The 25,854-nt window shown below is 62.9% G+C and carries 21 protein-coding genes, 1 tRNA gene and 1 pseudogene; 11 read left to right on the plus strand and 12 right to left on the minus strand.

Features of this window, described 5'->3' with window-relative positions; all coding sequences use genetic code 11:
- The first annotated feature begins 4 nt into the window (after positions 1 to 4).
- From ACOOE2_RS12025 to ACOOE2_RS12035, 3 genes are all read left to right on the plus strand, one after another.
- Entirely contained in the window at positions 5 to 2,482 is a 2,478-nt protein-coding gene (locus ACOOE2_RS12025; protein WP_420383239.1) for a TonB-dependent receptor, read from the plus strand.
- A gap of 163 nt (positions 2,483 to 2,645) precedes the next feature.
- Complete coding sequence (locus tag ACOOE2_RS12030; RefSeq protein WP_420383240.1) at positions 2,646 to 4,016, plus strand: amino acid permease; 1,371 nt, start codon at positions 2,646 to 2,648, stop codon at positions 4,014 to 4,016.
- A gap of 259 nt (positions 4,017 to 4,275) precedes the next feature.
- Entirely contained in the window at positions 4,276 to 5,163 is an 888-nt protein-coding gene (locus tag ACOOE2_RS12035; protein ID WP_420383241.1) for an ROK family protein, read from the plus strand.
- A gap of 206 nt (positions 5,164 to 5,369) precedes the next feature.
- Here ACOOE2_RS12035 and ACOOE2_RS12040 read toward each other — a convergent pair whose 3' ends face one another.
- Positions 5,370 to 5,921, minus strand: coding sequence for a nucleotide exchange factor GrpE (locus tag ACOOE2_RS12040; RefSeq protein ID WP_420383242.1), 552 nt, complete (start codon positions 5,919 to 5,921; stop codon positions 5,370 to 5,372).
- Entirely contained in the window at positions 5,918 to 6,985 is a 1,068-nt protein-coding gene (hrcA, locus tag ACOOE2_RS12045; protein WP_420383243.1) for a heat-inducible transcriptional repressor HrcA, read from the minus strand. Before hrcA ends, ACOOE2_RS12040 begins: the two co-directional genes overlap by 4 nt.
- Before the next feature lie 74 nt (positions 6,986 to 7,059).
- On the opposite strand from hrcA, the gene rph reads away from it, so the two are divergent.
- From rph to ACOOE2_RS12065, 4 genes are read left to right on the plus strand one after another with little or no spacing between them, the layout of a single operon-like run.
- On the plus strand, positions 7,060 to 7,776 hold the full coding sequence (rph, locus tag ACOOE2_RS12050; protein WP_420383244.1) for a ribonuclease PH: 717 nt from the start codon (positions 7,060 to 7,062) through the stop codon (positions 7,774 to 7,776).
- Positions 7,776 to 8,402, plus strand: coding sequence for an RdgB/HAM1 family non-canonical purine NTP pyrophosphatase (rdgB, locus tag ACOOE2_RS12055; protein ID WP_420383245.1), 627 nt, complete (start codon positions 7,776 to 7,778; stop codon positions 8,400 to 8,402). The genes rph and rdgB overlap by 1 nt, the downstream gene beginning before the upstream one ends.
- 51 nt (positions 8,403 to 8,453) lie before the next feature.
- Positions 8,454 to 9,593, plus strand: coding sequence for a radical SAM family heme chaperone HemW (gene hemW / locus ACOOE2_RS12060; protein ID WP_420383246.1), 1,140 nt, complete (start codon positions 8,454 to 8,456; stop codon positions 9,591 to 9,593).
- Positions 9,590 to 10,483: a tyrosine recombinase XerC gene (locus ACOOE2_RS12065; protein ID WP_420383247.1), complete on the plus strand. Its 894-nt coding sequence runs from the start codon at positions 9,590 to 9,592 to the stop codon at positions 10,481 to 10,483. The genes hemW and ACOOE2_RS12065 overlap by 4 nt, the downstream gene beginning before the upstream one ends.
- 363 nt (positions 10,484 to 10,846) lie before the next feature.
- On the opposite strand, the gene ACOOE2_RS12070 is transcribed toward ACOOE2_RS12065, so the two are convergent.
- From ACOOE2_RS12070 to ACOOE2_RS12080, 3 genes are all read right to left on the minus strand, one after another.
- Complete coding sequence (locus ACOOE2_RS12070) at positions 10,847 to 12,169, minus strand: sensor histidine kinase (protein WP_420384606.1); 1,323 nt, start codon at positions 12,167 to 12,169, stop codon at positions 10,847 to 10,849.
- Positions 12,170 to 12,257: 88 nt separating this feature from the next.
- Positions 12,258 to 12,926 (minus strand): response regulator transcription factor, encoded by a 669-nt coding sequence (locus ACOOE2_RS12075; protein ID WP_420383248.1) that lies wholly within the window; start codon positions 12,924 to 12,926, stop codon positions 12,258 to 12,260.
- 141 nt (positions 12,927 to 13,067) lie between these two features.
- The gene (locus ACOOE2_RS12080) at positions 13,068 to 13,373 is read right to left on the minus strand and encodes a PepSY domain-containing protein (RefSeq protein ID WP_420383249.1); all 306 of its coding nucleotides are present in this window, start codon (positions 13,371 to 13,373) and stop codon (positions 13,068 to 13,070) included.
- A gap of 127 nt (positions 13,374 to 13,500) precedes the next feature.
- On the opposite strand from ACOOE2_RS12080, the gene ACOOE2_RS12085 reads away from it, so the two are divergent.
- The 3 genes from ACOOE2_RS12085 (at position 13,501) to ACOOE2_RS12095 (ending at position 17,196) form a co-directional block, all read left to right on the plus strand.
- On the plus strand, positions 13,501 to 15,291 hold the full coding sequence (locus tag ACOOE2_RS12085) for an ABC-F family ATP-binding cassette domain-containing protein (RefSeq protein ID WP_420383250.1): 1,791 nt from the start codon (positions 13,501 to 13,503) through the stop codon (positions 15,289 to 15,291).
- A 136-nt stretch (positions 15,292 to 15,427) separates the two neighbouring features.
- Positions 15,428 to 16,000 carry a helix-turn-helix domain-containing protein gene (locus tag ACOOE2_RS12090; protein WP_420383251.1) on the plus strand — a complete coding sequence of 191 codons (573 nt, stop codon included), beginning with the start codon at positions 15,428 to 15,430 and terminating at the stop codon, positions 15,998 to 16,000.
- A gap of 5 nt (positions 16,001 to 16,005) precedes the next feature.
- Positions 16,006 to 17,196, plus strand: a complete 1,191-nt coding sequence (locus ACOOE2_RS12095; RefSeq protein WP_420383252.1) for a glycosyltransferase — start codon at positions 16,006 to 16,008, stop codon at positions 17,194 to 17,196.
- Between the two features lie 183 nt (positions 17,197 to 17,379).
- Here ACOOE2_RS12095 and secF read toward each other — a convergent pair whose 3' ends face one another.
- Genes secF through yajC form a run of 3 tightly spaced genes read right to left on the minus strand, consistent with a single transcriptional unit; the run spans position 17,380 to position 20,332 of the window.
- On the minus strand, positions 17,380 to 18,348 hold the full coding sequence (secF, locus tag ACOOE2_RS12100; protein ID WP_420383253.1) for a protein translocase subunit SecF: 969 nt from the start codon (positions 18,346 to 18,348) through the stop codon (positions 17,380 to 17,382).
- A 14-nt stretch (positions 18,349 to 18,362) separates the two neighbouring features.
- Positions 18,363 to 19,967 carry a protein translocase subunit SecD gene (gene secD, locus ACOOE2_RS12105; protein WP_420383254.1) on the minus strand — a complete coding sequence of 535 codons (1,605 nt, stop codon included), beginning with the start codon at positions 19,965 to 19,967 and terminating at the stop codon, positions 18,363 to 18,365.
- 20 nt (positions 19,968 to 19,987) lie between these two features.
- Positions 19,988 to 20,332, minus strand: coding sequence for a preprotein translocase subunit YajC (gene yajC, locus ACOOE2_RS12110; protein WP_420383255.1), 345 nt, complete (start codon positions 20,330 to 20,332; stop codon positions 19,988 to 19,990).
- 182 nt (positions 20,333 to 20,514) lie between these two features.
- Between yajC and ACOOE2_RS12115 the strand changes: the two genes are divergently transcribed.
- Positions 20,515 to 20,591, plus strand: a tRNA-Pro gene (locus tag ACOOE2_RS12115).
- A gap of 118 nt (positions 20,592 to 20,709) precedes the next feature.
- On the opposite strand, the gene ACOOE2_RS12120 is transcribed toward ACOOE2_RS12115, so the two are convergent.
- The 4 genes and pseudogenes from ACOOE2_RS12120 to ACOOE2_RS12135 form a co-directional block, all read right to left on the minus strand.
- Entirely contained in the window at positions 20,710 to 21,411 is a 702-nt protein-coding gene (locus tag ACOOE2_RS12120; RefSeq protein WP_420383256.1) for a M48 family metallopeptidase, read from the minus strand.
- On the minus strand, positions 21,408 to 24,662 hold the full coding sequence (locus tag ACOOE2_RS12125; RefSeq protein WP_420383257.1) for a type I restriction endonuclease subunit R: 3,255 nt from the start codon (positions 24,660 to 24,662) through the stop codon (positions 21,408 to 21,410). The genes ACOOE2_RS12120 and ACOOE2_RS12125 overlap by 4 nt, the downstream gene beginning before the upstream one ends.
- Complete coding sequence (locus tag ACOOE2_RS12130; protein WP_420384607.1) at positions 24,659 to 25,384, minus strand: restriction endonuclease subunit S; 726 nt, start codon at positions 25,382 to 25,384, stop codon at positions 24,659 to 24,661. The genes ACOOE2_RS12125 and ACOOE2_RS12130 overlap by 4 nt, the downstream gene beginning before the upstream one ends.
- A gap of 39 nt (positions 25,385 to 25,423) precedes the next feature.
- Positions 25,424 to 25,831 (minus strand): annotated as a pseudogene (locus ACOOE2_RS12135) (restriction endonuclease subunit S); the annotation flags it as partial.
- Between the last annotated feature and the right edge of the window lie 23 nt (positions 25,832 to 25,854).

Genomic DNA, 25,854 nt, shown 5'->3' on the forward strand with positions numbered 1-25,854 from the left:
ATCCATGAGAAACACACCACACGTGGGACAAATGCGCGCATTTTCGGGTACGCAGCGCGCTGCCGCACACCGCCTGATCATGGCAGGTCTGCTGACCGGCGCCGCCTTTGCCCCCGGGATCGCCTTTGCCGCTGATACACCGGCGCCGGCCGCAGCCGACGCCACCGTGCCGACCGGCGGCACCACCGATATCGTCGTGACCGCGCAGCGCCGCGAACAGAAGCTGAAAGACGTCGGCATCGCGATCACCGTGCTCGACAAGGAAACGATCCACGATCTGAACATCACCAACGCGACAGACGTCGTGCGCGCTATCCCCAGCCTGCGCTTCAATGCCTATGCCTCGTCGCAAGTCGTGTTCAACATCCGCGGCGTGTCGATGACATCGTACGGCGACGAACAGGAACCGCCGATCGCGGTCTATCAGGACGACAGCTACTCCTCGTCGATGTCGACCGCGGGCTTTCCGATTTTCGACCTGGCGCGCACCGAGGCGCTGCGCGGGCCGCAGGGCACGCTGTTCGGCCGCAATGCGACGGGCGGCGCGGTGCAGTTCATTTCCGCGCAGCCCAAGGATATTACCGAAGGCTACCTGTCGCTGACCTATGGCCGGTATAACGAAACTATCGCCGAAGGCGCAATTTCGGGCCAGCTCGCCAAGAATTTCGATGTCCGCGTCTCGGGACTGTATGACCGCGACGATGGCTATATCAAGGATATCATCCCCGGTACGAAGAACCGGGGCGCCAACAACCATTGGGCGCTGCGCGGTATCTTCAAATGGACGCCCTCGACCGATTTCAGCGCCAAGTTGACGTTGCGCTATACCGAGGCCGACCATGAGCGGCAGGGTGCGATGTACACCTTTTCACCGTCCTGCCCCAATGCACAACTGCAGGGCGTCAATCTGGGACCCAATCAAGTCTGCAACTATTGGTCCGCCTATAACGGCGGCACGCCCGGCGCGATGGGCACAGGTTTCAACGGGCTGGTCAATGGCCAGAATGTCAACGTTCTGACCGGCGGCAGCCCATGGAAAATTGCCGCAACGGGCGATCCTGGCGTCGATCGCCAGTTCTTCGGCGCGACCTACCGGATGGATGCCAAACTCGGCATGTTCGACCTGACGTCGATCACCGATTACCAGTACACCAACAAATTCTATAACGAGCTGGGCGATAGCCAGCCCGAATTCCCGTATGTTCAGGGCGCGACCTATACCCCCGGCCCCTGCCCCGGCATTGCAACGATAACGTGCTATGCCCCGGGCACGATTTTCAACCAGAAATTCAAATCGAACCAGTTTTCCGAAGAAGTCCATGCATCGACTTCATTCGGCAAGAACTACCTGGTGTTCGGCGCATTCGCGATGTCGATCGAAAGCCATTTTCATGCGCAATACGCAACCCCTTTCGATCAATACGATCCGCAAGTGGATTTCTATCAGCGTACGCGCAGCGTCGCGGTGTTTGCGCAGGACGAATACAAGTTCGATGATCAGTTCAAACTGATCCTGGGCGCACGCTATTGGCATGACAACAAGCTGGGCTGTTACAACGGCGCGGAATACTGGACCGGCTTCACGATCCACTATTGCCCCGACAGCGTGGGCTACAACGATCCCACGGGCAATACGCAGGCGACGGGCAATGCGGTTACCGCCACCGGCAAGGATGCAGACCAGAACTACAGCGGCCTGACCGCGCGTGCCGAACTCGATTACAAGCCGAGCACGGCCACGCTGATCTATGCCAGCTATAACCGCGGGTCGAAATCGGGCGGCTTCAGCTTCTCGACCGGTACGCCGACCCCGGGCCAGGCCGTGCTCGATACGCTCAACGGCATCGCCTTCCGCCCCGAGGTGCTCGACGATTACGAGATCGGGCTAAAAGCCACCTTGCCGATGCATTCGAGCCTCAACCTCGCCGCATATTACTACAATTATCATAACTATCAGGCGTTTGCCCAAGTCGGCTACGTCCAGGAAATTCGCAACCTGCCGGCCAAGGCACGCGGCATCGAGGCCGAATTCATGACCGTGCCCATTCCCGGCCTGACCCTTAAACTGAACGCCGCGTGGGAAAGCAGCGATGTGCCCAATGTCCTGCTGCCCGATGGCGTGACCGTGGTGACGCACGATCTGCCGCAGGCGCCGCACTGGTCGGGCGGTGCCTTCGTGCATTATGAATTCGAAACATCAGCGGGCATCGCCAGCGTTCAGGCCGATGCCCTGGCACAATCGCACATGTGTTTCACTCTGCTGTGCGCGCCGGTCGAAGAGGAACGGGGCTATACCATCGAGAACGCGCGCATCGGGTTTTCGCCAAAAGGCACCAATCTCGATCTGGCGGTCTATGTGAACAACATCTTCAACCGCGCCTATCGCAATTACGCCTACGACGGTTCGCTCTATTCGGGCGCGACCCAGTCGGTGTTTGCCCGTCCGCGCACCTGGGGGATCAACGCGCGCGTGCATTTCTGAGCGACGGTCCGGTCATGAAATAATCTGATGGGCCCCGGCGCGAATTGCGCCGGGGCCCAGGGTATGAGAGCACTTGCCAACAGTCCACGTCCGGCCAATACTTCGGCTTGTCGCAGCGAACGCGCCGCTCTCGACCACTTTGCAATTTTTCAAGGAACAGCATTTGTCGGCAGATCCAGGCGCCAAGCTCGCGCATTCGCTGAAACCGCGCCACGTCACGATGATTTCGATCGGCGGGATCATCGGCGCGGGCATTTTCGTCGGGTCGAGCGTGGCGATCCATATCGCCGGGCCGGTGGTGCTGCTGTCGTATCTGCTGTGCGGGCTGCTGGTCTTCGTGATCATGCGCATGCTGGGCGAAATGGCGATGGCGCGGCCCGGTGTGGGCTCGTTTACCGGCTATACCTCGCTCGGGCTCGGCCCGTGGGCCGGGTTTACCAATGCGTGGCTGTACTACTATTTCTGGGTGATCACGATCGCGGTCGAGGCGATCGCCGGCGCCAACATGCTGATGCCGTTCATCCCGCTGCCGATGTGGGCGCTGTCGGCGCTGCTGATCGGCGCGATGACTGCGGTCAACCTGATGTCGGTCAAGACCTATGGCGAGTTCGAATTTTGGTTCGCCAGCCTGAAAGTCATCACGATCGTCGGGTTCATCGCGCTGGGCCTGGGCTACATCTTTGGCTTCGGTCCCGGCCTTGCCGCGCTCCAGGCGCAGTTCACCACCCACGGCGGCTTTGCACCCAGTGGATATGGCACGGTATTCCTGGCCATCCCGACCGTGATTTTCTCGATGATGGGCAGCGAAGTCGCGACAATCGCAGCTGTCGAAACCGAGGACCCCGCGCGCAATGTCGTGCGCGCGGGCCGCACGGTCGCGCTGCGCATCATTTTCTTCTACATCGGGTCGATCGCGGTGATCCAGGCGATCCTGCCGTGGGATACGGTCATTCCCGGCAAATCGCCGTTCGTCGCCGCGCTGGCGCTGATCCATGTCCCGGGCGCATCGGCGATCATCGGCGCGGTGATCTTTACCGCAATCGTGTCGTGCCTCAATTCGGCGATCTATGTCACCTCGCGCATGCTGTATGAAATGGCGCAGCGCGGCGATGCACCCGCGACGTTCCTGCACACCTCCGCCTCGAAAGTCCCTGCGACGGGCATCCTCGTGTCGGGCCTGCTCGGGTTTGGCGTGGTCATCACCTCGGTGATGTCGTCGGGCGGACTGTTTGCGTTCCTGGTGCAATCGTCGGGCGCGACGATCCTGTGCGTCTACCTGTTGATCGCGTTCGCGCAGATCCAATTGCGACAGCGGCTGGAGCGCAAGGGCGAAGTGCTCGATGTGAAAGTCTGGTTGTTTCCCGGCGTCAGCTATGCGGCCGTTGCCAGCATCCTTGCGGTGCTGGTGATGATGCTGTTTTCGGTCGACGAGCGGATGGAAGTGGTCCTTTCAGGCGTCGTCTTCGCCGCCATCGTCATCGCGTACCAGATCCGCGCCCGGCTCGGCAGCGCGGTCGTTGTCGTCCCCGTCTAGACACGATTGATCCTCCCCGGTACAGCTACGGCATTCACACAAGTCTTTTAACCAACGGTTTTTAAACACCATCCGCTCATGCTGCGCCAGTCGAAGCACACGCGCTGACGCCCGCCAAGCAGGGAATAAAACTGCGCAAATTCATGCGTCGCGCGCGTCCTTCGACAAGCTCAGGATGAGCGGGTTTGCTTTTTTGGGCGCTCACGCGACTTGTGTGAATCCCGTAGCCCCTAAGGGGAGCTTTAAAAAAGGAACGGGAATGATCGGCGCGATCGAGGCGGGCGGGACCAAATTCATCTGCGCGCTGGCCCGGCGTGATGGCACGATCGTCGCGCGTGCGCGGATCGACACACGCACGCCGGCCGAATGCTTTCCCGACATCACCGCGTTCTTTCGCCAGGCGCAATCCGACCATGGCCAAATCGCTGCCTTTGGTGTGGCCAGCTTCGGCCCGATCGACATCGATCCCGGCTCGCCCGATTACGGGACATTCACCGCCACGCCCAAACCAGGCTGGCAAGGCGCGCGGTATCGCGATGTGCTAAGTCCATTCGGCGTGCCGTTCGTTGTCGATACCGATGTCAACGGCGCAGCATTGGGCGAATGGCAGCTTGGTGCAGGCCAGGGCGCACGCACGCTGGCCTATACCACGATCGGCACCGGCGTCGGCACCGGCGTGCTACGCGACGGCCGCTCGCTGATGGGGCTTTCGCATTACGAAATGGGGCATATCCACCCCGCGCACGATCGCGTCGCCGATCCGTTCGATGGCGGCTGCCCATTCCATGGCGATTGCCTGGAGGGGCTGGTCGCCGGCCCCGCGATCATCAAGCGCTGGGGCACCAGCCTTGATCGCCTGGCCGGCGATGCCGACAAGATCGACCTGATCGGCGGCTACCTCGCCGATTTTGCCGCCGATCTGGTGCTGATGCACATGCCCGACCGCCTGATCTTTGGCGGCGGGGTGATGAAGGCGCCCGGCCTCGTCGAAGCCATCCGCCGCCGCACACTGGCGCGGCTGAACGGGTATATCACGCATCCGCAGCTCGATGCGGGGCTGGAGACCTATATCGTCACGCCCGGGCTGGGTGATGACGCGGGTATAACCGGCGCGATCGCGCTGGGGCGGCAGGCGCTGGGTATCTGAGAATAAACATTGCCCGCCACGTGAATGAGCTGGGCGACACATCGACGGGGTCGTCCAAATATCTCATTTCGAATAGCATTCGCTCATGCTGAGCCTGTCGAAGCACACGCGCCGACATCTGCCCAAACAAGAACATCGCGCAAGATCAGATGTCATGCGCCTTCATCTGGCGCATACCCCCTCCCCGTCAGGGGAGGGGCTTGAAATCACTCCGGCTTCTTGCTCACCGCGACCATGGCTGCGCGCAGCAGGCGGTCCTTGATCATATAGCCCGACTGCAATTCCTGCAGCACAGTGCCGGGCTCGACATCGGTCGAGGGCATTTCGATCATCGCCTGGTGCTGGTGCGGGTCGAGCGGCATGCCTTTGGCGGCGATGCGCGTGATGCCATGGCTGGCAAACACTTTCTCGATCTCGCGGCCCGTGGCTTCGAGCCCGGACACCAGGTTCCTGAATTTCTCGTCGCCGCGCAGATCGGCGGGAATGGATTCGAGCGCGCGCGCCAGATTGTCCGCAACCGACAGGATATCGCGTGCAAACGATGTCGCGGCATACGTCCGCGCGTCGGCAATATCTTTTTCGAGCCGGCGCCGCACGTTCTGCGTCTCGGCCTTGGCGTACAATACATCCTGCCTGGCGGCATCGAGTTCGCCGGTCAGACGGGCCAGCGCCTCGTCCGATTTGGCGCCATCATCGATCATGTCGGCGGGCACGCCTTCCAGTTCCGCTGCATTTTCCGAACGCTCAGTATCATTCATGGTCTTGAAAATCCGTCCTGGCCGATGAGTTTGCTCAGTGATTGAGCCGTGAAATCCACCATGGGGACAACGCGCGCATAATTCAACCGTGTCGGCCCGATCACGCCGACCACACCGACCACCCGGCCATCGCCATCGCGCCACGGCGTGGCGATCACCGACGAACCCGACAGCGACATCAAGCGGTTTTCGCTGCCGATGAAAATCCGTGTCGCCTGCGCCACGCGCGCCGCATCCAGCACATGCGCAATCGATTCGACGCTTTCCAGTTCGTCGAGCAATTGCCGCACGCGTTCCAGATCCTGCACCGCGGCATCGTCGAGCAGATTGGCCTGCCCGCGCACCACCAGCACCGGGCGCTGCGCCGAATCGCGGCTCCAGATCGCCAGGCCCCGGCGCACCAGATCGGCACTGGCGCTGTCGAGCGCGCTTTTGCCGCTGGTTATTTCCGCCGCGATGCCTGTTGCCGCCTCTGCCAGCGTGCGCCCCGCCAGCCGCGCGGTCAGGTAATTGCCCGCCGCCTCCAGCACGCCGGGCATTACCGGATCGGCCAGGTCGACCACGCGGTTTTCGATCCCGCCGTCTTCGGCGACGAGCACCACGAGCGCGCGGCGCGGCGCCAGCGCGACAAAGGTGATCTGCAACAGCCGTGGCTCGCGGCGGGGCACCATGACCACCCCCGCGCCGGCCGACATTTCGGAAAGCGCCGTGCTGGCCGCGGCGAGCGCAGATTCGATCGTGCCCCCCTGCGCCAGGCCGCGCTCGATCTGCGTGCGCTCGGCCAATGACGGCTCGGCCACCTGCATGATGCCGTCGACAAACAACCGCAGCCCGAATTCGGTCGGCATGCGCCCGGCGCTGGTATGTGCGGCAGACAAAAGCCCGGCATCCTGCAATTCCTGCAGCACCGAACGGATCGAGGCCGGCGACAGATTGACGCCGCCGCTGCCGGCCAGGGTTTTCGACCCGACGGGCGCGCCGGTATCGATGAACCCCTCGACCACCAGCCGGAAAATATCGCGCGCGCGCAGGGTCAGTTCGCTAAGGGTCGGGCCGGCTGTCATCGCGCCATCCTAAGGCTTGCGATACCGCCTGCAATGGGCCAAACGCAGCGCCGACAGGATAAAGGACAAATTCCATGCGAGCTTCGGGCCGTGCCGCGGATGAAATGCGGGCAATCTCCATCGAAACCGGTTTCACCAAACACGCCGAAGGCTCGGTACTGATCAGCTTTGGCGATACCAAAGTGCTGGTCACCGCGTCTGTCGAGGAACGCGTGCCACCGTTCATGCGCGGCAAAGGCGAAGGCTGGGTGACGGCGGAATATTCGATGCTGCCCCGCGCGACGCACACGCGCAGCAGCCGCGAAGCCGCCAAGGGCAAGCAGTCGGGCCGCACGCAAGAAATCCAGCGCCTGATCGGCCGGTCCTTGCGCGCGGTGACCGACCTGAAGAAACTGGGCGAGCGCCAGATCACGCTCGATTGCGATGTGATCCAGGCCGATGGCGGCACGCGCACCGCGTCGATTTCAGGCGCCTGGGTCGCGCTGCGCCTGGCTGTGGACAAGCTGATTGCGCAAGGGCTGATCAAGGAAGACCCGCTGCCGCGCAAGGTTGCAGCCATCTCGTGCGGCATCGTCGGCGGCACCCCGGTACTCGATCTTGATTATATCGAGGACAGCAGCGCCGATGCCGATGCCAATTTCGTGCTGATCGAGGGCGGCCATATCGCCGAAGCACAGGCCACAGCCGAAGGCGCGACGTATGACGAAGAGGGCCTGCTCGCGCTGCTGCGCCTGTCGCGCATCGGTTGCGAACAGATCTTTGCCGCGCAGGACCGCGCAGTCGGCCGCTGATGACCAGGCTTTCCCCCGGCAAACTGGTGATCGCCACGCACAACGCGGGCAAGTTGCGCGAGATCCGCGCGTTGCTCGTGCCGCATGGCATGGATTGCGTGTCGGCGGGCGAACTCGGCCTGCCCGAGCCCGAGGAAACCGGGACCACCTTTGCCGAAAATGCGCTGCTCAAGGCCCACGCTGCGGCAAAGGCCTCGGGCTTTCCGGCGCTATCCGACGATTCCGGGCTGGCGGTAAACGCGCTGAATGGTGCGCCGGGCGTGTACACCGCCGATTGGGCCGAGGCCGCGCCCTATGAAGGCGGCCCCGGGCGCGACTGGTACATGGCAATGGGCAAAGTCGAGGGCAAACTGGCCGAACTGGGTCCGGATGTGTCGCGCGATGCGTGTTTCTGCTGCGTGCTGGCGCTGGCCTGGCCCAATGGCCGCGAGGCGGTGTTCGAAGGGCGCGCCTATGGTTCCCTGACTTGGCCGCCGCGCGGTATGTTAGGCTTCGGCTATGACCCGGTGTTCGTACCGCATGGCGATACGCGCACATTCGCCGAACTCGATCCCGCGCACAAACACGCCATCAGCCACCGCGCCGATGCCTTTGCCAAGCTGGTCGCTGCTGCCTTTATACGCTAAACGCCCCTCTTGCTTAAGCCCCTCCCCTGAAGGGGAGCAAGAAAGTGGGTTATGGAAGCGCTGGCTTTATACATTCACTGGCCGTTTTGCCTGGCCAAATGTCCGTATTGCGATTTCAACAGCCACGTCCGCGATGCTGTGGATATTGCGCTGTGGGAGCGCGGCTTGCTGGCGGACATGGCGCATGAAGCAGCCCTGACCCCCGGCCGGCGCCTGACATCGATCTTCTTCGGTGGCGGCACACCCTCGCTGATGCCGCCTGCCCTGGTCGAAAGCCTGTTGAAAGCGGCAGCAAGCCATTGGACTTTCGACCCCGCGATAGAAATCACGCTGGAGGCCAATCCGTCCTCGGTCGAAGCATCGCGATTTGCGGCCTTGGCCCACGCTGGCATCAACCGCGTATCCCTTGGCCTGCAAGCGCTCGATGACGAGACCCTGCGCTTCCTTGGCCGGCTGCACGATGCAGCCGAAGGCCTTGCCGCGCTCGATGTCGCACAACGCCATTTCGCCCGCGTTACGTTCGACCTGATCTATGCCCGCCCCGACCAGACGCCCGCGATGTGGCAGGCGGAGCTGGCGCGAGCACTGTCGTTCGGCACCGGGCATTTGTCGTTGTACCAATTGACGATCGAGCCCGGCACCCGGTTCGCCACTCTGGTGCGCGAAGGGCAGTTAATCCCGCTCGACGACGATGCCGGCGCCGATCTGTTCGCGCTGACCCGCGACATGACCGCCGCCGCCGGCCTGCCCGCGTACGAAATCAGCAACCATGCCCGCCCGGGCGAGGAAAGCCGGCACAACCTGACGTATTGGCGCTATGGCGATTACGCGGGGATCGGCCCCGGCGCGCATGGCCGCCGCACCCGTCTGGCAACGACGCGCCATCGCAAGCCCGAAAACTGGCTGTCCGCGATCGACCGCACCGGCCATGGCCTGCAGGAAGAACGCGCGCTGGGCGCCGGCGAACAGGCGAGCGAGGCGCTGCTGATGGGCCTGCGCCTGCGCGAAGGGGTCGATCTGGCCCAGCTCGCCGCACGGCTGCACCTGCCGGCAGAAACGCTGATAAATGCCGACAAGGTGCGGTTCTACGGCGATCTCGGGCTGGTTACGCGCCACGGCGATCGCCTGATCGTCACCGACCGCGGCATGCCGCTGCTCGATGCGCTGCTCGGCGAACTGGTCGCGGCATGATCGAGGCGGAAATCCTGGCCGCATGGCATGATCACCTGACGCACGGGCGGCGCCGGTCGCCGCATACCGTGCGCGCTTATGTGGCGACTGCCCGGCGCCTGATCGCCACGCAGGAACAGCCGCCGCGCGATTGGGCTACGCTTGCTGCGCTCGATGTCGCGGCGCTGCGCACACAGCTTGCCGGCCGCCGCGCGGCCGGCATCGGACAGGTGTCGGCCGCGCGCGAACTGTCCGCGCTCAAGGCGTTCATGGCGTTTGCGCGGGGTCAAGCAGGCCTGCCGGCTGCCGCACCTCGCTTGCGCGGGCCGCGCGTCAAGAAAGGCCTGCCCCGACCGATCACGCCTGACGAAGCACTGCATCTGACCCAGACCGTTGGCGAAGACGCCGGAGAGCCGTGGATCGCCGCGCGCGACATGGCGGTGCTGTTGCTGCTTTATGGCGCGGGCCTGCGCATCGGCGAAGCTTTGGCGCTGACCCCTGCGATCCTGCCGCTGCACGACAGCCTGGTTATTACCGGCAAAGGCGGCCGCCAGCGCCTGATCGCGCTATTGCCGGTCGTGCGCGATGCGGTCGATCGCTATGTCTCGCTGGCGCCGTGGCCCCTGCCCCGCGCCGAACCGCTGTTCCGCGGCGCCAAAGGTGGGCCGTTGGCGGCCGGCATGATCCGCCGCGTGATGGCCCGCGCACGCACACTGCTGGGCCTGCCGCCCACCGCCACGCCCCATGCCCTGCGCCACAGCTTTGCCACGCATCTGTTGGGCGCCGGGGCCGATCTGCGCAGCTTGCAGGAACTGCTTGGCCACGCCAGCCTGTCCTCGACGCAGATCTATACCCAGGTCGATGCGGCGCGCCTGCTCGATGTGTACCGCACCGCGCATCCGCGGGCGTAAAAAGCCCTTGGGGGTTACCGGGTTCACACAAGTGGTTGAAGAGCCTCCGCGGCCAAGGGCCATCGGCCATAGGCGCTAACATAACAATACCGTCGCCCCGGGCTTGACCCGGGGGCCCGCTTCTTCGGCGCGGAAACGCCCGAATTTGAAGGTACCGCGAAAGAAAAGCGGGATCCCGGGTCAAGCCCGGGAAGACGAGAAAAAACAAAGTTAGCGCCTTTGGGCCATTGCCCTCGGATCCCGTTAACACATTGAACTGATAGCCGCTTTGCGTCGGGTGCAAGACCCGAAATTTTGTGCAAACCCAATAGTCTCGGGCTCCAAGGGCGATGGCCCTTGGCCGCCGGAGGCCCTAAGAAAACACTACTTTACCCGCGCCCTTGGCAGCCGCAACGTCACCAGCAATCCACCCAGATCCTCGCTTTCACCCAGCGCAATCGACCCCCCGTACAATTCCGCCACGTCGCGCACGATCGCCAGACCAAGCCCGGTCCCGGGCTTGCCGGTATCCAGCCGTGCGCCCCGGGTAAACAGCTGGTCGCGCGCAATTTCAGGGATGCCCATCCCGTCATCCTCGATCCAGATGTCGCAATAGCGCGTGTCCGAGGTCGTGGCCTCCATCGTGATGAACACCGAACCACCGCCGTATTTTGCCGCGTTTTCGATCAGGTTACCCAGAACTTCATCCAGATCCTGCCGCTCGATCGCGACTTGCGCGTCGCGATTGCCATCCAGATCCAGCCGGGTATCGGGATACAAGCGCTCGACCGCGCGGACCACCGCCTCCACGCTGTCGCCGAGCGTTGCGCGCGACTGGCCGATCGCGCGGCGCCCGACCGCGCGCGCGCGCGCCAGATGATGATCGACCTGGCGGCGCATCACCAGCGCCTCGCGCCGCACGGTATCGGCCAGATCGTCGGCATGCGCGGTCGCGGCATTGGTGATCACGGTCAACGGGGTTTTCAGCGCATGCGCCAGATTGCCCGCATGGGTGCGCGCCTCTTGCGCCTGACGCTCCGAATGCGCGAGCAATTCGTTCAGTTCGAGCACCAGCGGCTGCACTTCGAGCGGCAGCGGCTCGGTCAGTTGCGATCCCGATTCCTCGCGCAGGCGGGCAATCGCCTGGCGCACCCGGCGTAGCGGCCCGAGCCCGTAATAGGTCTGCGCCACCGCCATCGCGATCAGCCCCAGGCCCAGCACGACAAACGACCAGATCAGGATCGCGCGGATCCGCAGGATCTGTGCATCGACATCTGTGCGCGCGGCTGCGACGGCAAATTGCCAGGACGTGTTGCTGCCGGGCAGGATCACCGACCGCTCGATTACGCGCAGCGGTTCGCCCTCGAACTGTTTGGTGTCGTAGATATGCGGCTGGTTGTCGAAATGATCGCCTTTCAGCTTCAGCGTCCGATCCCATAGCGACCGCGACGGATATTCGTCGTGGCCTTGCCCGGAAATCTGCCAGTACAGCCCGCTGTTCGGCTCCATGAACCGCTGATCGCCCAGCGGCCGGCTGAAAAACACTTCGCCTTCGGGTCCGATTTCCGCCGATGCCACCATCGCGGTCAGCATGTAATTCAGTTGATAATCGAAATTGCTTTTGACCAGTCCGGTCAGCGTCTGATCGAGCGCCAGCCCGCCACCCAGCAGCAGCACGAAGATCCACGCAAATGCGATGAACAGCATGCGCCGGCGCAGCGAACCGGTATGGCGCGCGACCGTGACAGGCGCGGTTTCGCCGGCGTCGACCGGCGCCGGCCCCGCATCTGCGCGATCAGGCGCGTGCGGGATCGTTGAGGCTGTAACCGAGGCCACGGATCGTCGTAATCACATCGGGACCGAGCTTCTTGCGAATGCGCGTGACAAACACCTCTATCGTATTGGAATCGCGATCGAAATCCTGATCATAGATATGTTCGATCAGCTCGGTACGGCTGACGACCTTGCCCTTGTGGTGCAACAGGTACGACAGCAGCTTGTATTCCTGCGCGGTCAGCTTCACCGGCTCGCCCGCCAGTGTCACCCGGCCCGATCGCGTGTCGAGCCGGACATCGCCCGCAATCAGCTCCGCGCTGGTGTTGCCCGACGCGCGGCGGATCAGCGCGCGCAGCCGCGCGATCAATTCCTCGGTCTGGAACGGCTTGGCCAGGTAATCATCGGCGCCGGCGTCCAGGCCCGCGACCTTGTCCGACCAACTGTCGCGCGCGGTCAGCACCAGCACGGGAAACTTGCGGCTTTCTTTGCGCCACATGTTCAGCACAGTCAGCCCGTCGATTTCGGGCAGGCCCAGATCGAGCACCACCGCATCGTATTCCTCGGTCGAGCCCATGAAATGCCCGTCTTCACCATCCACCGACAGATCGACCGCATAGCCATTCGCCTCTAGCGTGGACTTGAGCTGCCGACCCAAAGTGGGTTCGTCCTCGACGATCAGGATGCGCATGGAAGTTTCGTGCCCCTTGTTGGCCCCGAACCGATCTGGCCCGTTGCCGCTGTCCATGCAATGCCGCGTCGTTCCTGAACGGTCAAGGAATGGCGGCGTAGTATGAGGTTCAGAAATCCTGCCGGCACCGGGAGAATGTTTTTAGCGATGCCCCCGCACCTGGCCTGTGCGCGCATCGACATCGACAAACACCACGCGACCATCGCGGATGAATTTCAGGCGGTACGCCATGGCTTCCGGGTCGTATTCCGGCCCCAGGTATTGCAGGCCGCGCATCGTCGGCAGCACCTGGCGCTCGATATCGCGCAGCGAATGCACGTTTCCGGCGCGCAGATCGCGGCGCGCCTCGATCTGTTCATCGTGCGGCGGGTTTGCCTCTGCAACGATCGGAATCGCAACCGACACTGCCGCAAGCACACCAAGAAAGGTCAATCGAATTTGCTGCATCACGCAAGCCTGATACCCGCCAAGCATTGAACGCATCGTGAATGGCCGAAAATTCCGTCGCCGTATCAAAGTCACCTTGAAAAAAACCGGTCCCGTTTTGTGTGAAACAGGCTATGCGCGCCAGCTTATGGCAATCGCACCGATACTCAGCTGGGAAGGCCTCGGCCTGCTCCAGGGCAATGGCTGGCTGTTCCAGGACATCGCACTTTCCATCGCGCCGCGTGACCGGCTCGCACTGATCGGCCGCAACGGCGCGGGCAAGACCACGCTGCTGAAGCTGATCGGCGGGCTGATCGAAGCCGATCGCGGCAAGCGCTCGGTCCTGCCGGGCACGCGCATCGTAACGCTGGAACAGGATCCTTTCTTCACCGGCTATGCCACGCTGATGGATTTCGCGCTGCACGGCGATGACGCCCCGGCGCGTCACGAAGTGGAGGCGATTGCCGATCAGCTGGGCATCGACATGTCGCGCAATGCGGAAAGTGCCTCGGGCGGCGAGCGCCGCCGCGCTGCGCTGGCGCGCGCGCTGGCAAGCGAGCCCGACCTGCTGCTGCTCGACGAGCCGACCAACCACCTCGACCTTGCCGCGATCGAATGGCTGGAAACCTGGCTGCAACGCTATAACGGCGCGTTCGTCGTGATCAGCCACGACCGGACCTTTCTCGAACGCCTGACCCGCGCGACGTTCTGGCTCGACCGGGGCAGCCTGCGCCGCAAGGATGTCGGCTTTGGCGGCTATGAAGCGTGGATGGAGGCGATCTACGCCGAGGAAGCGCGCGCGGCCGAAAAGCTCGACGCCAGGCTGAAGCTTGAGGCGCACTGGCTGTTGCGCGGGGTGACGGCACGGCGCAAACGCAACCAGGGGCGCCTGGCGAAACTGGGTGAAATGCGCGCACAACGTGCCGCGATGATGACACCGCAAGGCACGGCCAAGCTCGCGCTGGGCACCGATGACGCCAAGAGCAAGGCGGTGATCGTCGCAGATGGGGTGACGAAAAATTTCGGCGATCGCACGATCATCAAGGATTTCACACTGCGCATCACCCGCGGCGATCGTATCGGCGTGGTCGGGTCGAACGGTGCGGGCAAGACGACACTACTCAAACTGCTGACTGGCGATCTGGCGCCCGACAGCGGCAAGATCACGCTGGCGCAGACACTCGAGACCGTACTGATCGATCAGCAGCGCAGCCTGATGAGCCCGGAAAAACGCATCCGCGACGTGCTCGCCGAGGGTGGCGACTGGATCGATGTGCGTGGCGATCGCAAGCACATCCAGGGCTACCTGAAGGATTTCCTGTTCGATCCCGGTCTGGTCGAAGCGCGCGTCGGCACGCTGTCGGGCGGTGAACGCTCGCGGCTGCTGCTGGCACGCGAATTTGCGCGCAAGTCGAACCTGCTGGTGCTGGACGAACCGACCAACGACCTGGACCTGGAAACGCTCGATTTGCTGCAGGACGTGATCGGCGATTACGACGGCACCGTGCTGATCGTCAGCCACGACCGCGATTTTCTCGATCGCACGGTCAATATCACGCTGGGGCTCGACGGATCGGGCCGGGTCGATGTGGTGGCGGGCGGCTATGCCGAGTGGGACCGCATCCGCAAGGAGCGCGTGGCCGGACGCCCGGTTGCGCGATCGGGCGGGGGCACTGCCGCTGCCACGGCGTCACCCCCGCCAGCGCGCAAGGGCAAGCTGACCTACAAGGATCAGCGCGATTACGAGCTGCTGCCCAAACGGATCGAAGCGATCGATGCTGCGGTGGCCAAAGGCGAGGCCGATCTCGCCGATCCCGCGCTGTATACGCGCGACCCTGCGCGGTTTGCAAAATTGACCGCCGAACTCGATGCCTTGCGCGCCGAAAAGGACGCGGGCGAAATGCGCTGGCTGGAACTTGCGGAACTGATCGAGGGGTAAGACTGTTGATACCATGGCAAAGCTGGAAATTTGAAAGCTGTTGCTGACTAAAAGATAAACCGCCGCCCTCTTGCTCTGCCATTGAAGCTGGTGGAATGATTGTAACACGGCCGAATTTGCAATTTGAGAGCAAACGATGATCAACCGCATCCGCGACATCCGGCGGCAAAAAGGGCTGACACTTGCCGACGTTGCCGCCCGGTGCGACCCGGCGACGACCGCGCAGACGATCGGGCGGCTGGAAACGGGCATGCGCTCGCTGTCGCTGGCATGGATGAACCGCATTGCCGAAGCGCTCGAAATCGATCCGCAGGCGCTGGTAAAGGCCGAAAGCAGCACAGCGCCGGCCGTGATCGCGCGCCTGGGCATCAATGGTATCGAAGCGGCCACGCGGCAAGTCGAAGCAATCTTTCCGGTGGTACCCGGTGGTGAGGCGTCGCTGGTCGTCGTGTCGGTCGAAGCCAGCGCGGGCGAATACCGCACCGGCGACCAGATCTGGCTGCGCCAAGTGGGCCCCGAGGATTTCCCGCGTGCGCTCAACCGCGATGTGCTGGCGCCCCGCCCGGGCGGCCGCTTTGCGTTTGGCCGGATGATCGACCGCGACGGCGAACGCATCGCGATCCTGCCACCTGGCATCGGCCAGCGTCAGGTCGTGATCGACCGGCCAAACTGGCTGGCCGTTGGCGAAATGCTGGTGCGCCGGCTCTGAGCCGTTTGCGCCTCCTGTCGCTGGCAACGCTGTACCCGGCGCCGAGCCGGCCCGGCTTTGGCCGTTTTGTCCAGACGCAGCTGGAAACGCTGGCGCGCCAGGAAAACTGGGATGTCACAGTGATCAATCCGATCGGATTGCCCCCGCTGCCGCAAATCCTGTGTCCCGCAAAATATGCGCCGCTGCGCATGATACCTGCCGTCGAAACCGGCGCGGTGACAGTGCATCATCCGCGTTTTGCGCTCATTCCCGGTGTGTCGGGACGGTTCAACCCTTCGCTGATCGTGCGCGCCGTGCTGCCCCTGGCGCGCAGGCTGCACACGGCCCAGCCGTTCGATATGGTCGATGCGCAGTTTTTTTATCCCGATGGTCCTGCGGCCGCGCACATTGCCCGCGCACTGAACCTGCCGCTGGCGATCAAGGCGCGCGGCGGCGACATACTCCACTGGGGCACCGTACCCGCCGCGCGTGAGCAGATGCTGACGGCGGGCGCCCAGGCGCGCGTGCTGCTGACGGTCTCACAGGCGCTGGGCCGCGATATGATCGCAATGGGCCTGCCCGCAGAGCGCATCCGCGTGCATTATACCGGGCTCGATCATACGCGGTTTTATCCTCGCCCGCGTGATGAAGCGCGCGCGATCCTGGCCGAACGGCTGCCCGCGCTGGCTTTGCCGCCGGATGCGCGGCTGGTGGTGTGCGTCGGCAATCTGATTGCAATCAAAGGCCAGGCGCTGGCCATCGCCGCGATGTCCCGCCTGCCAGGCGACGTGGTGCTGGTCCTGGCTGGGGGCGGCCCGGATGAGGCCGCGCTGCGCCGCCAGGTCGAAACCGCAGGGCTTGGCGCACGCGTGCGCTTTGCCGGCGCGCTGGGGCATGACGATCTGCCGCTGCTGCTCACCGCAGCCGAAGCAATGGTCCTGCCCTCGGAACGCGAAGGCCTGGCCAATGCCTGGATCGAAGCGCTCGCCAGCGGCACGCCGATCGTCATCAGCGATGTCGGCGGCGCGCGCGAAGTGGTCAGCGATCCCCGCACGGGCTGCGCGGTAGACCGCAATCCCGACGCGATTGCCGAAGCGTTGCGCGCAGTACTGGATGCAAACGTCCCACAAGCCGAAGTCGCCGCAGCCGCCGCCCGCTTCAGCTGGGACGCCAACGCCAACGAACTCGGCAAAATCTACCGCGAAGTCGTAAAGTAAATCCTCCCCGGCACGGGGAGGGGGACCACGCGAAGCAGTGGTGGAGGGGCGGTGCCTCCTGACACCACCTCGCAGTGAAGCGCAATCACGCCAGTGTCGCAGCACGACTTGTCATGGGAATCCCGTGGGGCGAGGCCCCTCCACCACCCTCCGGGCGGTCCCCCTCCCCGTTCCGGGGAGGATTTATCCCCGCCGGGCGACTTGGGCGTCGCTCTTGACCTCTGCCGGCACAAAGCTTTTCGACGACACTTTCAGCCAGATCAGGATCGGCGCGGCCATATAGATCGAGCTGTACGTCCCGACGAAAATCCCCAGCGTGATCGCGGCGGTAAACCCGAAAATCACCGCCGGCCCGAAAATCAGCAACGCAACCAGCGTGATCAGCATCGACAGCGATGTCACGATCGTGCGCGCCAGCGTCTCGTTGACCGATAGGTCGAGCAGTTCCGGCATCGGCATCTTGCGATACTTTTTCAGATTTTCGCGAATGCGATCATACACCACGATCGTATCGTTGAGCGAATACCCGATCAGCGTCAGCAACGCGGCCACGATATTCAGGTCGAATTCCAGATGCGTCAGTGCAAACATGCCCAGCGTCAGCGACACGTCGTGAACCAGGCTGAGCAATGCGCCGATCCCGAACTGCCATTCGAACCGCAGCCAGATATACCCGGCGACAAACAGCGCGGCCAGGCCAAGGGCGCGAAACGCATCCCAGCCAAGCTCTTTCGACACCTTGCCCGACACCGAATCCACCCCGTCGATCCGCGCATCGGGGTGCGCGGCTTTGACCGCAGCGGTGATCGTGCGCGACATCTTGTCCGAAAGCGACGGATCGCGATCGGCGCCATCGGGCAGCTTCATGCGGATCGAGATGGCATTGGGCGTGCCGAAACGCTGGATCTCGGGCTCGCCATACCCCAGCTTGTCGACTTCGCTGCGCAAGGTTGCGACCGGCGCCTCGGCGCTGCGTTCGAACGTCACGCGGATCATCTGCCCGCCGACGAAATCGACTCCGAGATTGAGCCCGCGCGTCAGCACCAGCCCCCACGAGGCAAACACCAGCAGCGCGCTGATTACGTAAAACGGGACGCGCCATTTCAGGAAATGGATGTTGGTGTGATCGGGGACGAGTTTGAGGAGTTTCATCTGTCTGGCTCCTCTTACAGGTTCAGGTCGGCAGGACGGGCGCGCCGCAACCATTGCGACACCCACATCCGCGTCATGACCACGGCGGTAAACACCGATGTCATGATCCCGATGATCAGCACGACGGCAAAGCCCTTCACCGGCCCTGAGCCAAAGGCGAACATCAGGCTCGCGGCGATGATATTGGTGATGTTGGCGTCAAAGATAGCGCGCGTCGCTTCCTTGTACCCCACTTCGACCGCCTGCATCACGCGGCGGCCGCGATGGCGTTCCTCGCGGATGCGTTCGTTGATCAGCACGTTGGCATCGACCGCCGCGCCGATCGTCAGCACGAACCCGGCGATGCCCGGCAGCGTCAGCGTCGTACCGACCACGCCCATGATCCCCAGGATCATCAGCATGTTGAGCGCCAGCGCGCAGCAGGCATAAACACCGAAGCGGCCGTATGTGACGATGATGAAGATCGCGAGCGCCAGCGTGCCCACGCCCATCGCGATCATGCCCTTGCGGATCGAATCCGCGCCCAGGTCAGGCCCGACAGTGCGTTCTTCCACGACTTTCAGATCGACCGGCAACGCGCCCGAGCGCAGCGATATCGCCAGCTGGTTCGCGCTGTCGGTGGTGAAATTGCCCGAAATGATTGCGGCGCCGCCCAAGATCGCTTCGTTGATCGTCGGCGCCGACAGGACCTTGCCATCAAGGATGATCGCGAACGGCTTGCCGACGTTCATCGAGGTCAGCTTGGCGAATTTCGCACCGCCATCGCTGTTGAACGTGATCGAAACCGTTGCCGCGTTGGTCTGCGAATTGTTCGACAGCTGCGCATTGGTCAGCTCGTCGCCGCGAATACCGCCCAGCCGCTTGACCGCAAGCTTTGGCGCCGCGCCGGCCTTGCCTTCGGCAAAGGGCACGATTTCATCGCCCGGGGGCGCGATGCCCTGCGCCACGTCGCTGGGCAATGCGGCCTGATCGACCAGCTTGAATTCCAGCTTGGCGGTCTGGCCCAGCAGGTTTTTCAGCGCCTGCGGATCCTGCAGACCCGGCACCTGCACCAGAATGCGGCGCGGTCCGGAGCGGATGATCGTCGGCTCCTTGGTGCCGAGCGCGTCGATGCGCTTGCGCACGACTTCGACCGCGGTGTCCATCGCCTGCGTCACCGCCTGGTCGATGCCTTCCTGGCTCGGCGTCAGCACAAAACGATTGCCGTCGACGACGGTGATCGTCCAGTCGCGCTTGCCGGTCAGGCCCGCGCCATTGGTCAGCGGCAGCATCGCCTCGCGCACCGCGTCGATCTTCGACGGGTCCTCGACCTGAAAATTGATCGAACCGTTGGCGTTCGAAATGTCGCTGACGCGAACCTGCGGGGTCATCGCGTGCAGCTTGGTCCGCACCGATTCTTCCATGCCCTCGACGCGCTGGTTGCGCACTTGCGCCGGGTCGGCCTCCAGCAGGATGTGGCTGCCGCCGGCCAGGTCGAGCCCCAGGTTGACCTTCGGCTCGGGCACGCCGGCGGGCCAGGCCACGCCGGCCATGCCGGCCAGCGTCGGCAAAGCGGACAGCGCGCAAGCCAGCGCAACCGCCCAGAGCATGATGACTTTCCAGCGCGGGAAATCGAGCATGAAGTGTCCCCCGCGTCCGCTCAGTCGTTGGCCACGACGGTGGCGCCGGGCGCCATGATCTCACCGATGGTGGATTTCACCGCGCGCACTTTGACGCCGGTTGCGATTTCCAGCTCGACGGTGTTGTCCTCCACCTTGAGCACCTTGGCGATCAATCCGCCAGCCGTCACGACCTGGTCGCCCTTCTTGATCGCCGCGATCTTGTTTTGCAGGTCTTTTTGCCGCTTCATCTGCGGGCGCAGGATCAGGAAGTAGAAAATGACCGCCATCGCCACCAGCGGCAAAAACTGCAGATAGGCTGGCGGATCACCGGCGGCAGACGCCGCGGCCTGGTCGAGGATGGAAAGCAAGGCGGATCCGTTCATGATAGCAAAACACCGATCGTCGGGCGCAAACCGGCACCCGATCCGTAGCCGGCGCGCCTAGCAGCTTGCCCACGCAATGGCAAACCCCGCAAGCGCCGAGCGGCAATCGCCGATAAACCGTCCTGCCCCGTCAAACCTGCTTGCCATCGGGCGGCCCCCTCCGTATAGGCCCGTCCTCCGGTCGGGACGTAGCGCAGCCTGGTAGCGCATCACACTGGGGGTGTGGGGGTCGGAGGTTCGAATCCTCTCGTCCCGACCAATTAATTCAACAGCTTAGAGATGATCCACTCCCCAGTTTGGGTGGGGTTATCGGCTCGGGACATCACCGGGACATCACGCGGAGCATATTCGCGCCGGCCCAGGATGCTCTGCCTTTGCTATACGTCCAGCGAAGCTCCCTGCAACCGCAGCCATTCCTTGCGCTCGCTGTATCGCGGCAAGATCTTGTCCACCTCATTCCAGAACGCGTCGGAATGGTCGCGGTGGCGCAGGTGACAGAGTTCGTGCACCACTATGTAGTCGATTACCGTTTGCGGGGCCATCAGGGTCTTCCAATGGAAATTGAGCGCACCGGCTACACCGCATGATGCCCAGTGATAGCCAAGCTCCTTGACGGCAATGTCACCGGCCTCGACCCCCACCAACGGCGCGAAGTGGCGCACGCGGTCACCGAATATCTGCGTACCTCTTGCTGTATAGTGGTCCCGGAACGCCTTGCGCACGGCTGGTTCGCCTTCGCGCCTGGCGAAGGCTTCGCACAGTTCCCAGCGGCCATTTTTGAGGCGCAGGGGAACAGTCGCATTGTCGACAAATTTTAGCCGGTATGATCGGCCGAGATAAGCGAAGCCCTGCCCCTGCACGATCGGTCGATGCCGTCGGCTCGAATTGAGGTCATCCCACTCGGCCAGTGACCGATGCACCCATAGCGCCCGATCGGTCACCGCGTCGCGCAACTGGTCATCACCGATGGTCAACGGCGCACGGACGATCACCTCGCCCGATCGCTCGATCACGATATCGGCGGTTTTCCGATCGCTACGGATCAGGGTAAATTCGATATCCTGGGCGCACATCTTCATGGGCGCAGCAACTCCGCATGGCGCTTTTCGGCAAGCTTGATCAGTTCCACGGCAATGCGTGCGTGTTGATCCTGCACTGGGCCGATGCCGGACACAATGAGTTCGGTATCGATGCTGGCGCGCAGGCGGCGCAACCGGTCCGGCTTTTTCCAGAAGTCGACGATGGCGATGGCCTGGCGAATGATTTCGACCAGCCGCAGCGACAACGCATCCACCATCGCCGCATCCTCGACCGACAGTGTTGCCCCGTCACCGATCAAATCGAACAAGTTGGCGCGAAACACCAGCACCTCGGCGGGCTGCTCAGCCGCGGCACCGCGACCGGCACGGATTTCGGCGCGCAGTTGCTCATACTGTTCGGCCAGCGCCTTCCAGTCCTCGCCGTGCCTGGCGATCAGCGTGTCCAGCTTTTCGCTCATCCGTTTGAAAAAGGCGGGATCTTCATCAAAGTGGATAGTGCAGTGCTTGCGGATGGCGTGTTCCATCTCGCTGGCCTTGGCGCGCACGCTGCCTTGCGCGTGGCCGGTTACCTGTTCGACAAACGCCGGGTCAAACAATTCGGTCGGCGGGATCGTGGGATCGACCCCCAGTTCGACCAGGTGCTGGTTGATTAGCGCGGCAACCTTTTCGCCTACCCCGGCAAAGTCGATCGAATCGTCCTTGAACCGCTCTTTCACCATCCGAATCAGATAGCCCAGCCGCCGTGCTGGCCCGCGATAGCGCTGCGCCGCGTCACCTGGCAGCACCAGGTCCAGGCTCATCAGAAACTTCTTCAGATAGACTTCGAAATCGGCGCGTGGCCTGATCGGCTCCATCGCGTCGACGGCCTTGTGAATCACGCGCACGTCGTCTTCGGGGCCGCGCAGCGTGCCGGTCAGAAACGCCTCGACGTCGTGCACGCCCAGGCCCTGGAAATGCTGCAACAGCCGGCGATAGCGCTCCTCCAGAATCGGCAGTTCCGATGTCAGGTTTTTCAGCCCGGCCTGCAAATCGGTCAGGTCTTCGCTGGCGTAGATCTTCAACGCTTCGGCCAGGTGTCCAGCGAACCCGATGTAATCGACGATAAACCCGCGCTGCTTGCCTTGGGTCACCCGGTTCACGCGGGCAATCGCCTGCAACAGCGTGTGCTCCTTCAACCGCTTGTCGATATACATCACTTGCTCGATCGGCGCATCAAACCCGGTCAGCAGCATGTCGCACACCACCAGAAAGGCGATGCCGGTATTGGCCTGATCATAGTCGTCGAAATTGAACGGTCGGCAAAAATTTTCGACCGCATTCCAGTCACGCGCTTCGCGCCTGGCGGCGGAAATCTCTGCCGCCTCGTTGGTCGCGTCAGACGACACCACCACCGCGACTTTCAAAAACGCGATGCGGCGGATCAGCGCGTCGTCCGGCTCGACCTTCGCCCGTTCGCGCACCAGTCGTTCGGTCAGCGCCTCGCGCAAGGCGCGCTGGTACCGCACGGCGGCCAGCTTTGAATGGCACACCACTTGCGCCTTGAACCCGTTGGGCAGAATGTTGTCGATATAGTGCGCCACCATATCGCGCGCGATCGCGCCGATGCGGCTTTCCGCCTCCAGAATGTCGCCAGTCGCGCCATACTTCTTCTTGATCGCCAGCAGGTCGGCGGCCGATCGTTCGGCAAACAGGTCTTCGAACGCATTGTCGAATTCGGCCTTGTCGCGCAGCGCGGTGTTGGCGGTGCGCCCTTCATACAGGATCTGCAGCGTTGCTCCATCGGCCACTGCATCCATCAGCTTGTAGGTATCAATGTATTCGCCAAAGCGCTTCACGGTCTGCCGACCGCCGTGCCGTTCGGTCTTCAGCGGGGTGCCGGTGAAGGCGACCCGTGCGGCATTGGGGAACGCTTCGAACAGGTTGTCGCCCATGTCGCTGCCCTGGGTGCGATGGGCCTCGTCCACCATGATCAGAATCCGCTCCGACGGATTGACCACGCCAAAGCTGTCCGCGCTGGGCGGCGGGGCATAGCGGCCCAGCTTTTCGCGAAAACTGTCGGGCAGATCGTCCTTTGTCTCGAGAAACTTGTGAACCATCACCATGTTTACATCAGACGCGGGTGATGCCAGCACACCGCGCACGCCGGCGCGACTTTCCACCAGATTGATCTTGCCGCCGATCAGCCGCGCGGTGCCTGTCAACTGGCCCTCCAGATCGGCACGGTCCACCACCATGATGATTTTGATGTCGTTGAGATCGCGGCTGGCGCGCAGCATCCGGCCGACAAAAACCATGGTCAGCGATTTGCCCGAGCCTTGCGTGTGCCAGATGACCCCGCTGCGCTCCATCGGAGTCTTGCCCTCACGCAGTCGCGCGGCAATCCGGCGCGCGGCGCGGTGCTGCTGATAACGGGCCAGCACTTTGATCCGTTTGCCATTGGGCAGGTCCATAAACACCGAGCAGGTGCGCAGCATGTCGAGCAGGCAATGCGGGTTGAGCAGGCCCTGGACCAGCTCCTCCTGCGCGCGCACCGCGCCCAATGGCGGGGTGATGGCCGCGTATTGATCGGGCCAGACATTGCGCCAGCTGTAGAAATGTTCGGGTGCTGAGCTGATGCTGCCAAATTCCGCCGCCTCGCCGCAAGTGCGGATCACGGCCAGGTTGGGATAAAACAGCTTCGGCTCGCCCTCACGCAATCCGGCCCGCGCGGTTTCGGGGCGGGCATCGCGATAGCGCTGCAGCTGGACATAAGCCTCGTGCATCGGGTTTGCAGTGTTGGCATCACCGATCTTGGCCTCGATCACCACCAGCGGCAGGCCATTCACAAACAGCACCACATCGGGAATGATAAAGCCCTTGACGCAGCCCGGCGTATCGACCCGGAACTGGTTGATCGCGTGAAAGGTGTTGCGCGTCGGATTGGCGAAATCGATCAGGCGGACGGTCGGGTCCTTCTCCCCCGTCACGTCATTCCGGTCCACTTGCGCCTTCATCAGCAGCGCCTGGACCGCTTCGTTGGCATCGAGCAGGCCCTTGCCGGGCTGGCGGAAAATCTCGTCGATCAGCCCGGCAAGCTGCCGCTGGGTCAGCCATTCGGTGCCATCAGGCAGGGCATTGATCGCGCGGACGGATGCACGGAACACCTCCGGCAGGATCAGATCACGAAAGCTGGTGCGCAACGACCGCGCCGGGTCCTGCGGGATCATCTGGTTGCCCTGATCCACCACCGCCCAGCCCAGCCCGGCGAGCTGGGTCAGCAGCGGCTTCTCGACATGGGCATATTCGCTCACGCGGCAGCACTTTCGAGCAGCGGGGTGACGGACACTTTGCCGGTGAGCAGGTCCTGCATGAGGCCAGTTTTTTGGATGCGGAGCTTAGCTAATTGCTCTCGATCATTGTCCAATAGCTGATCTTTGCTTTTTAGAGCCGCGGTAATCAAACCTTGCTCAGGGTCGGAGCAAAATGGGATCGCCAAATCTCTGATGTCACCTACTTTGACATGTCCCACGGTCGAACCGCCAGAAATACGATCTAGATGAGCTTGGACTAGCTGAGACTGGAGAGCATAGACTAGGAAATCGCTCGAAATGATTCCCTCGAGTGGTCGATATAGCATCATGCGTTGTCCCAAGCAGCCAAACGCAAATTCTTTTGGTATGATGCAAACTTCGCCGACCGGTGCCTCACGGGTGACTAGAATATCCCCCGGGAACGGCTGACCTCGCCGTGTCCACTCACGGTGCGAAGCTGGATCGGTGAGAACAAGCCCAGTGGCGACAAACTTTCCGTTCCTGACATTTGGAGTTCGAAAAACAGGATGGCCTTCACTGGTGATCGGCGGCGTTCTGTTCTTGCAGTCGATGACGGCAGAGCAAAGTTTGGACGCGGGACGGACTTCCCAATCCAAGGGCAACCAGCCGAGTTCGGTCTGGTGGTAGAGGTGCGGGGCTTGGAGGCGGGGCGGGCGGAGCTGGCTGTTTTCATCCACCCCGCGCGTGAACAAGTCTTGCATCAACCCGGCGCGCACCCGCTCCTGCTTGGCAATCAACGCCTCCGTCGCCTCAATCTGGGTGTCGAGCGCCTGCAGGACGCGGACAATTCTGGCCTGTATTGCGATGTCACACGACAGGTTCACACTTACAGCGGTGGCAAAATCCGAATTCAAGCCTGGCTGCGCTGAACCGGTTATTCGCCGGGCGATCTGACCCTGGGCCCGACTGTCAAGCATAGTATAGAAAAGATAGTCGGGATCGATTTCGCCGGGTTTGGCTCGAACGATGAAGACATGCTCATTGATCCAAGCCTCGGGAAAGGCTCCATCATATTGGGCGACCTTTCCGGTTTGAGCGCCATCCTTGTTGATCAGCGTATCGCCTGATTTAAGCTTTCCTTTATTCATCAGACGCGCATAGACTGGGGAGATACGGTTGACGTTCGCGTATGACATCTTGCCATCTGCGTCGATGTTCTCCCCACCCAGAC

Source organism: Novosphingobium sp. (assembly GCF_965214355.1).
Classification (GTDB): domain Bacteria; phylum Pseudomonadota; class Alphaproteobacteria; order Sphingomonadales; family Sphingomonadaceae; genus Novosphingobium.

Excerpts from the sequence above, each read along its gene's own strand:
- hemW (WP_420383246.1), top strand. The coding sequence starts at position 8,454 with ATGGAAGCGCTGGCTTTATACATTCACTGGCCGTTTTGCCTGGCCAAA.
- ACOOE2_RS12120 (WP_420383256.1), bottom strand. The coding sequence starts at position 21,411 with ATGAAGATGTGCGCCCAGGATATCGAATTTACCCTGATCCGTAGCGAT.
- rph (WP_420383244.1), top strand. The coding sequence starts at position 7,060 with ATGCGAGCTTCGGGCCGTGCCGCGGATGAAATGCGGGCAATCTCCATC.
- ACOOE2_RS12130 (WP_420384607.1), bottom strand. The coding sequence starts at position 25,384 with ATGCAAGACTTGTTCACGCGCGGGGTGGATGAAAACAGCCAGCTCCGC.
- ACOOE2_RS12065 (WP_420383247.1), top strand. The coding sequence starts at position 9,590 with ATGATCGAGGCGGAAATCCTGGCCGCATGGCATGATCACCTGACGCAC.
- secF (WP_420383253.1), bottom strand. The coding sequence starts at position 18,348 with ATGAAACTCCTCAAACTCGTCCCCGATCACACCAACATCCATTTCCTG.
- ACOOE2_RS12070 (WP_420384606.1), bottom strand. The coding sequence starts at position 12,169 with ATGCTGTTCATCGCATTTGCGTGGATCTTCGTGCTGCTGCTGGGTGGC.
- hrcA (WP_420383243.1), bottom strand. The coding sequence starts at position 6,985 with ATGACAGCCGGCCCGACCCTTAGCGAACTGACCCTGCGCGCGCGCGAT.
- ACOOE2_RS12025 (WP_420383239.1), top strand. The coding sequence starts at position 5 with ATGAGAAACACACCACACGTGGGACAAATGCGCGCATTTTCGGGTACG.
- ACOOE2_RS12040 (WP_420383242.1), bottom strand. The coding sequence starts at position 5,921 with ATGAATGATACTGAGCGTTCGGAAAATGCAGCGGAACTGGAAGGCGTG.
- ACOOE2_RS12085 (WP_420383250.1), top strand. The coding sequence starts at position 13,501 with ATGGCAATCGCACCGATACTCAGCTGGGAAGGCCTCGGCCTGCTCCAG.
- secD (WP_420383254.1), bottom strand. The coding sequence starts at position 19,967 with ATGCTCGATTTCCCGCGCTGGAAAGTCATCATGCTCTGGGCGGTTGCG.
- ACOOE2_RS12080 (WP_420383249.1), bottom strand. The coding sequence starts at position 13,373 with ATGCAGCAAATTCGATTGACCTTTCTTGGTGTGCTTGCGGCAGTGTCG.
- yajC (WP_420383255.1), bottom strand. The coding sequence starts at position 20,332 with ATGAACGGATCCGCCTTGCTTTCCATCCTCGACCAGGCCGCGGCGTCT.
- ACOOE2_RS12090 (WP_420383251.1), top strand. The coding sequence starts at position 15,428 with ATGATCAACCGCATCCGCGACATCCGGCGGCAAAAAGGGCTGACACTT.
- ACOOE2_RS12035 (WP_420383241.1), top strand. The coding sequence starts at position 4,276 with ATGATCGGCGCGATCGAGGCGGGCGGGACCAAATTCATCTGCGCGCTG.
- rdgB (WP_420383245.1), top strand. The coding sequence starts at position 7,776 with ATGACCAGGCTTTCCCCCGGCAAACTGGTGATCGCCACGCACAACGCG.
- ACOOE2_RS12075 (WP_420383248.1), bottom strand. The coding sequence starts at position 12,926 with ATGCGCATCCTGATCGTCGAGGACGAACCCACTTTGGGTCGGCAGCTC.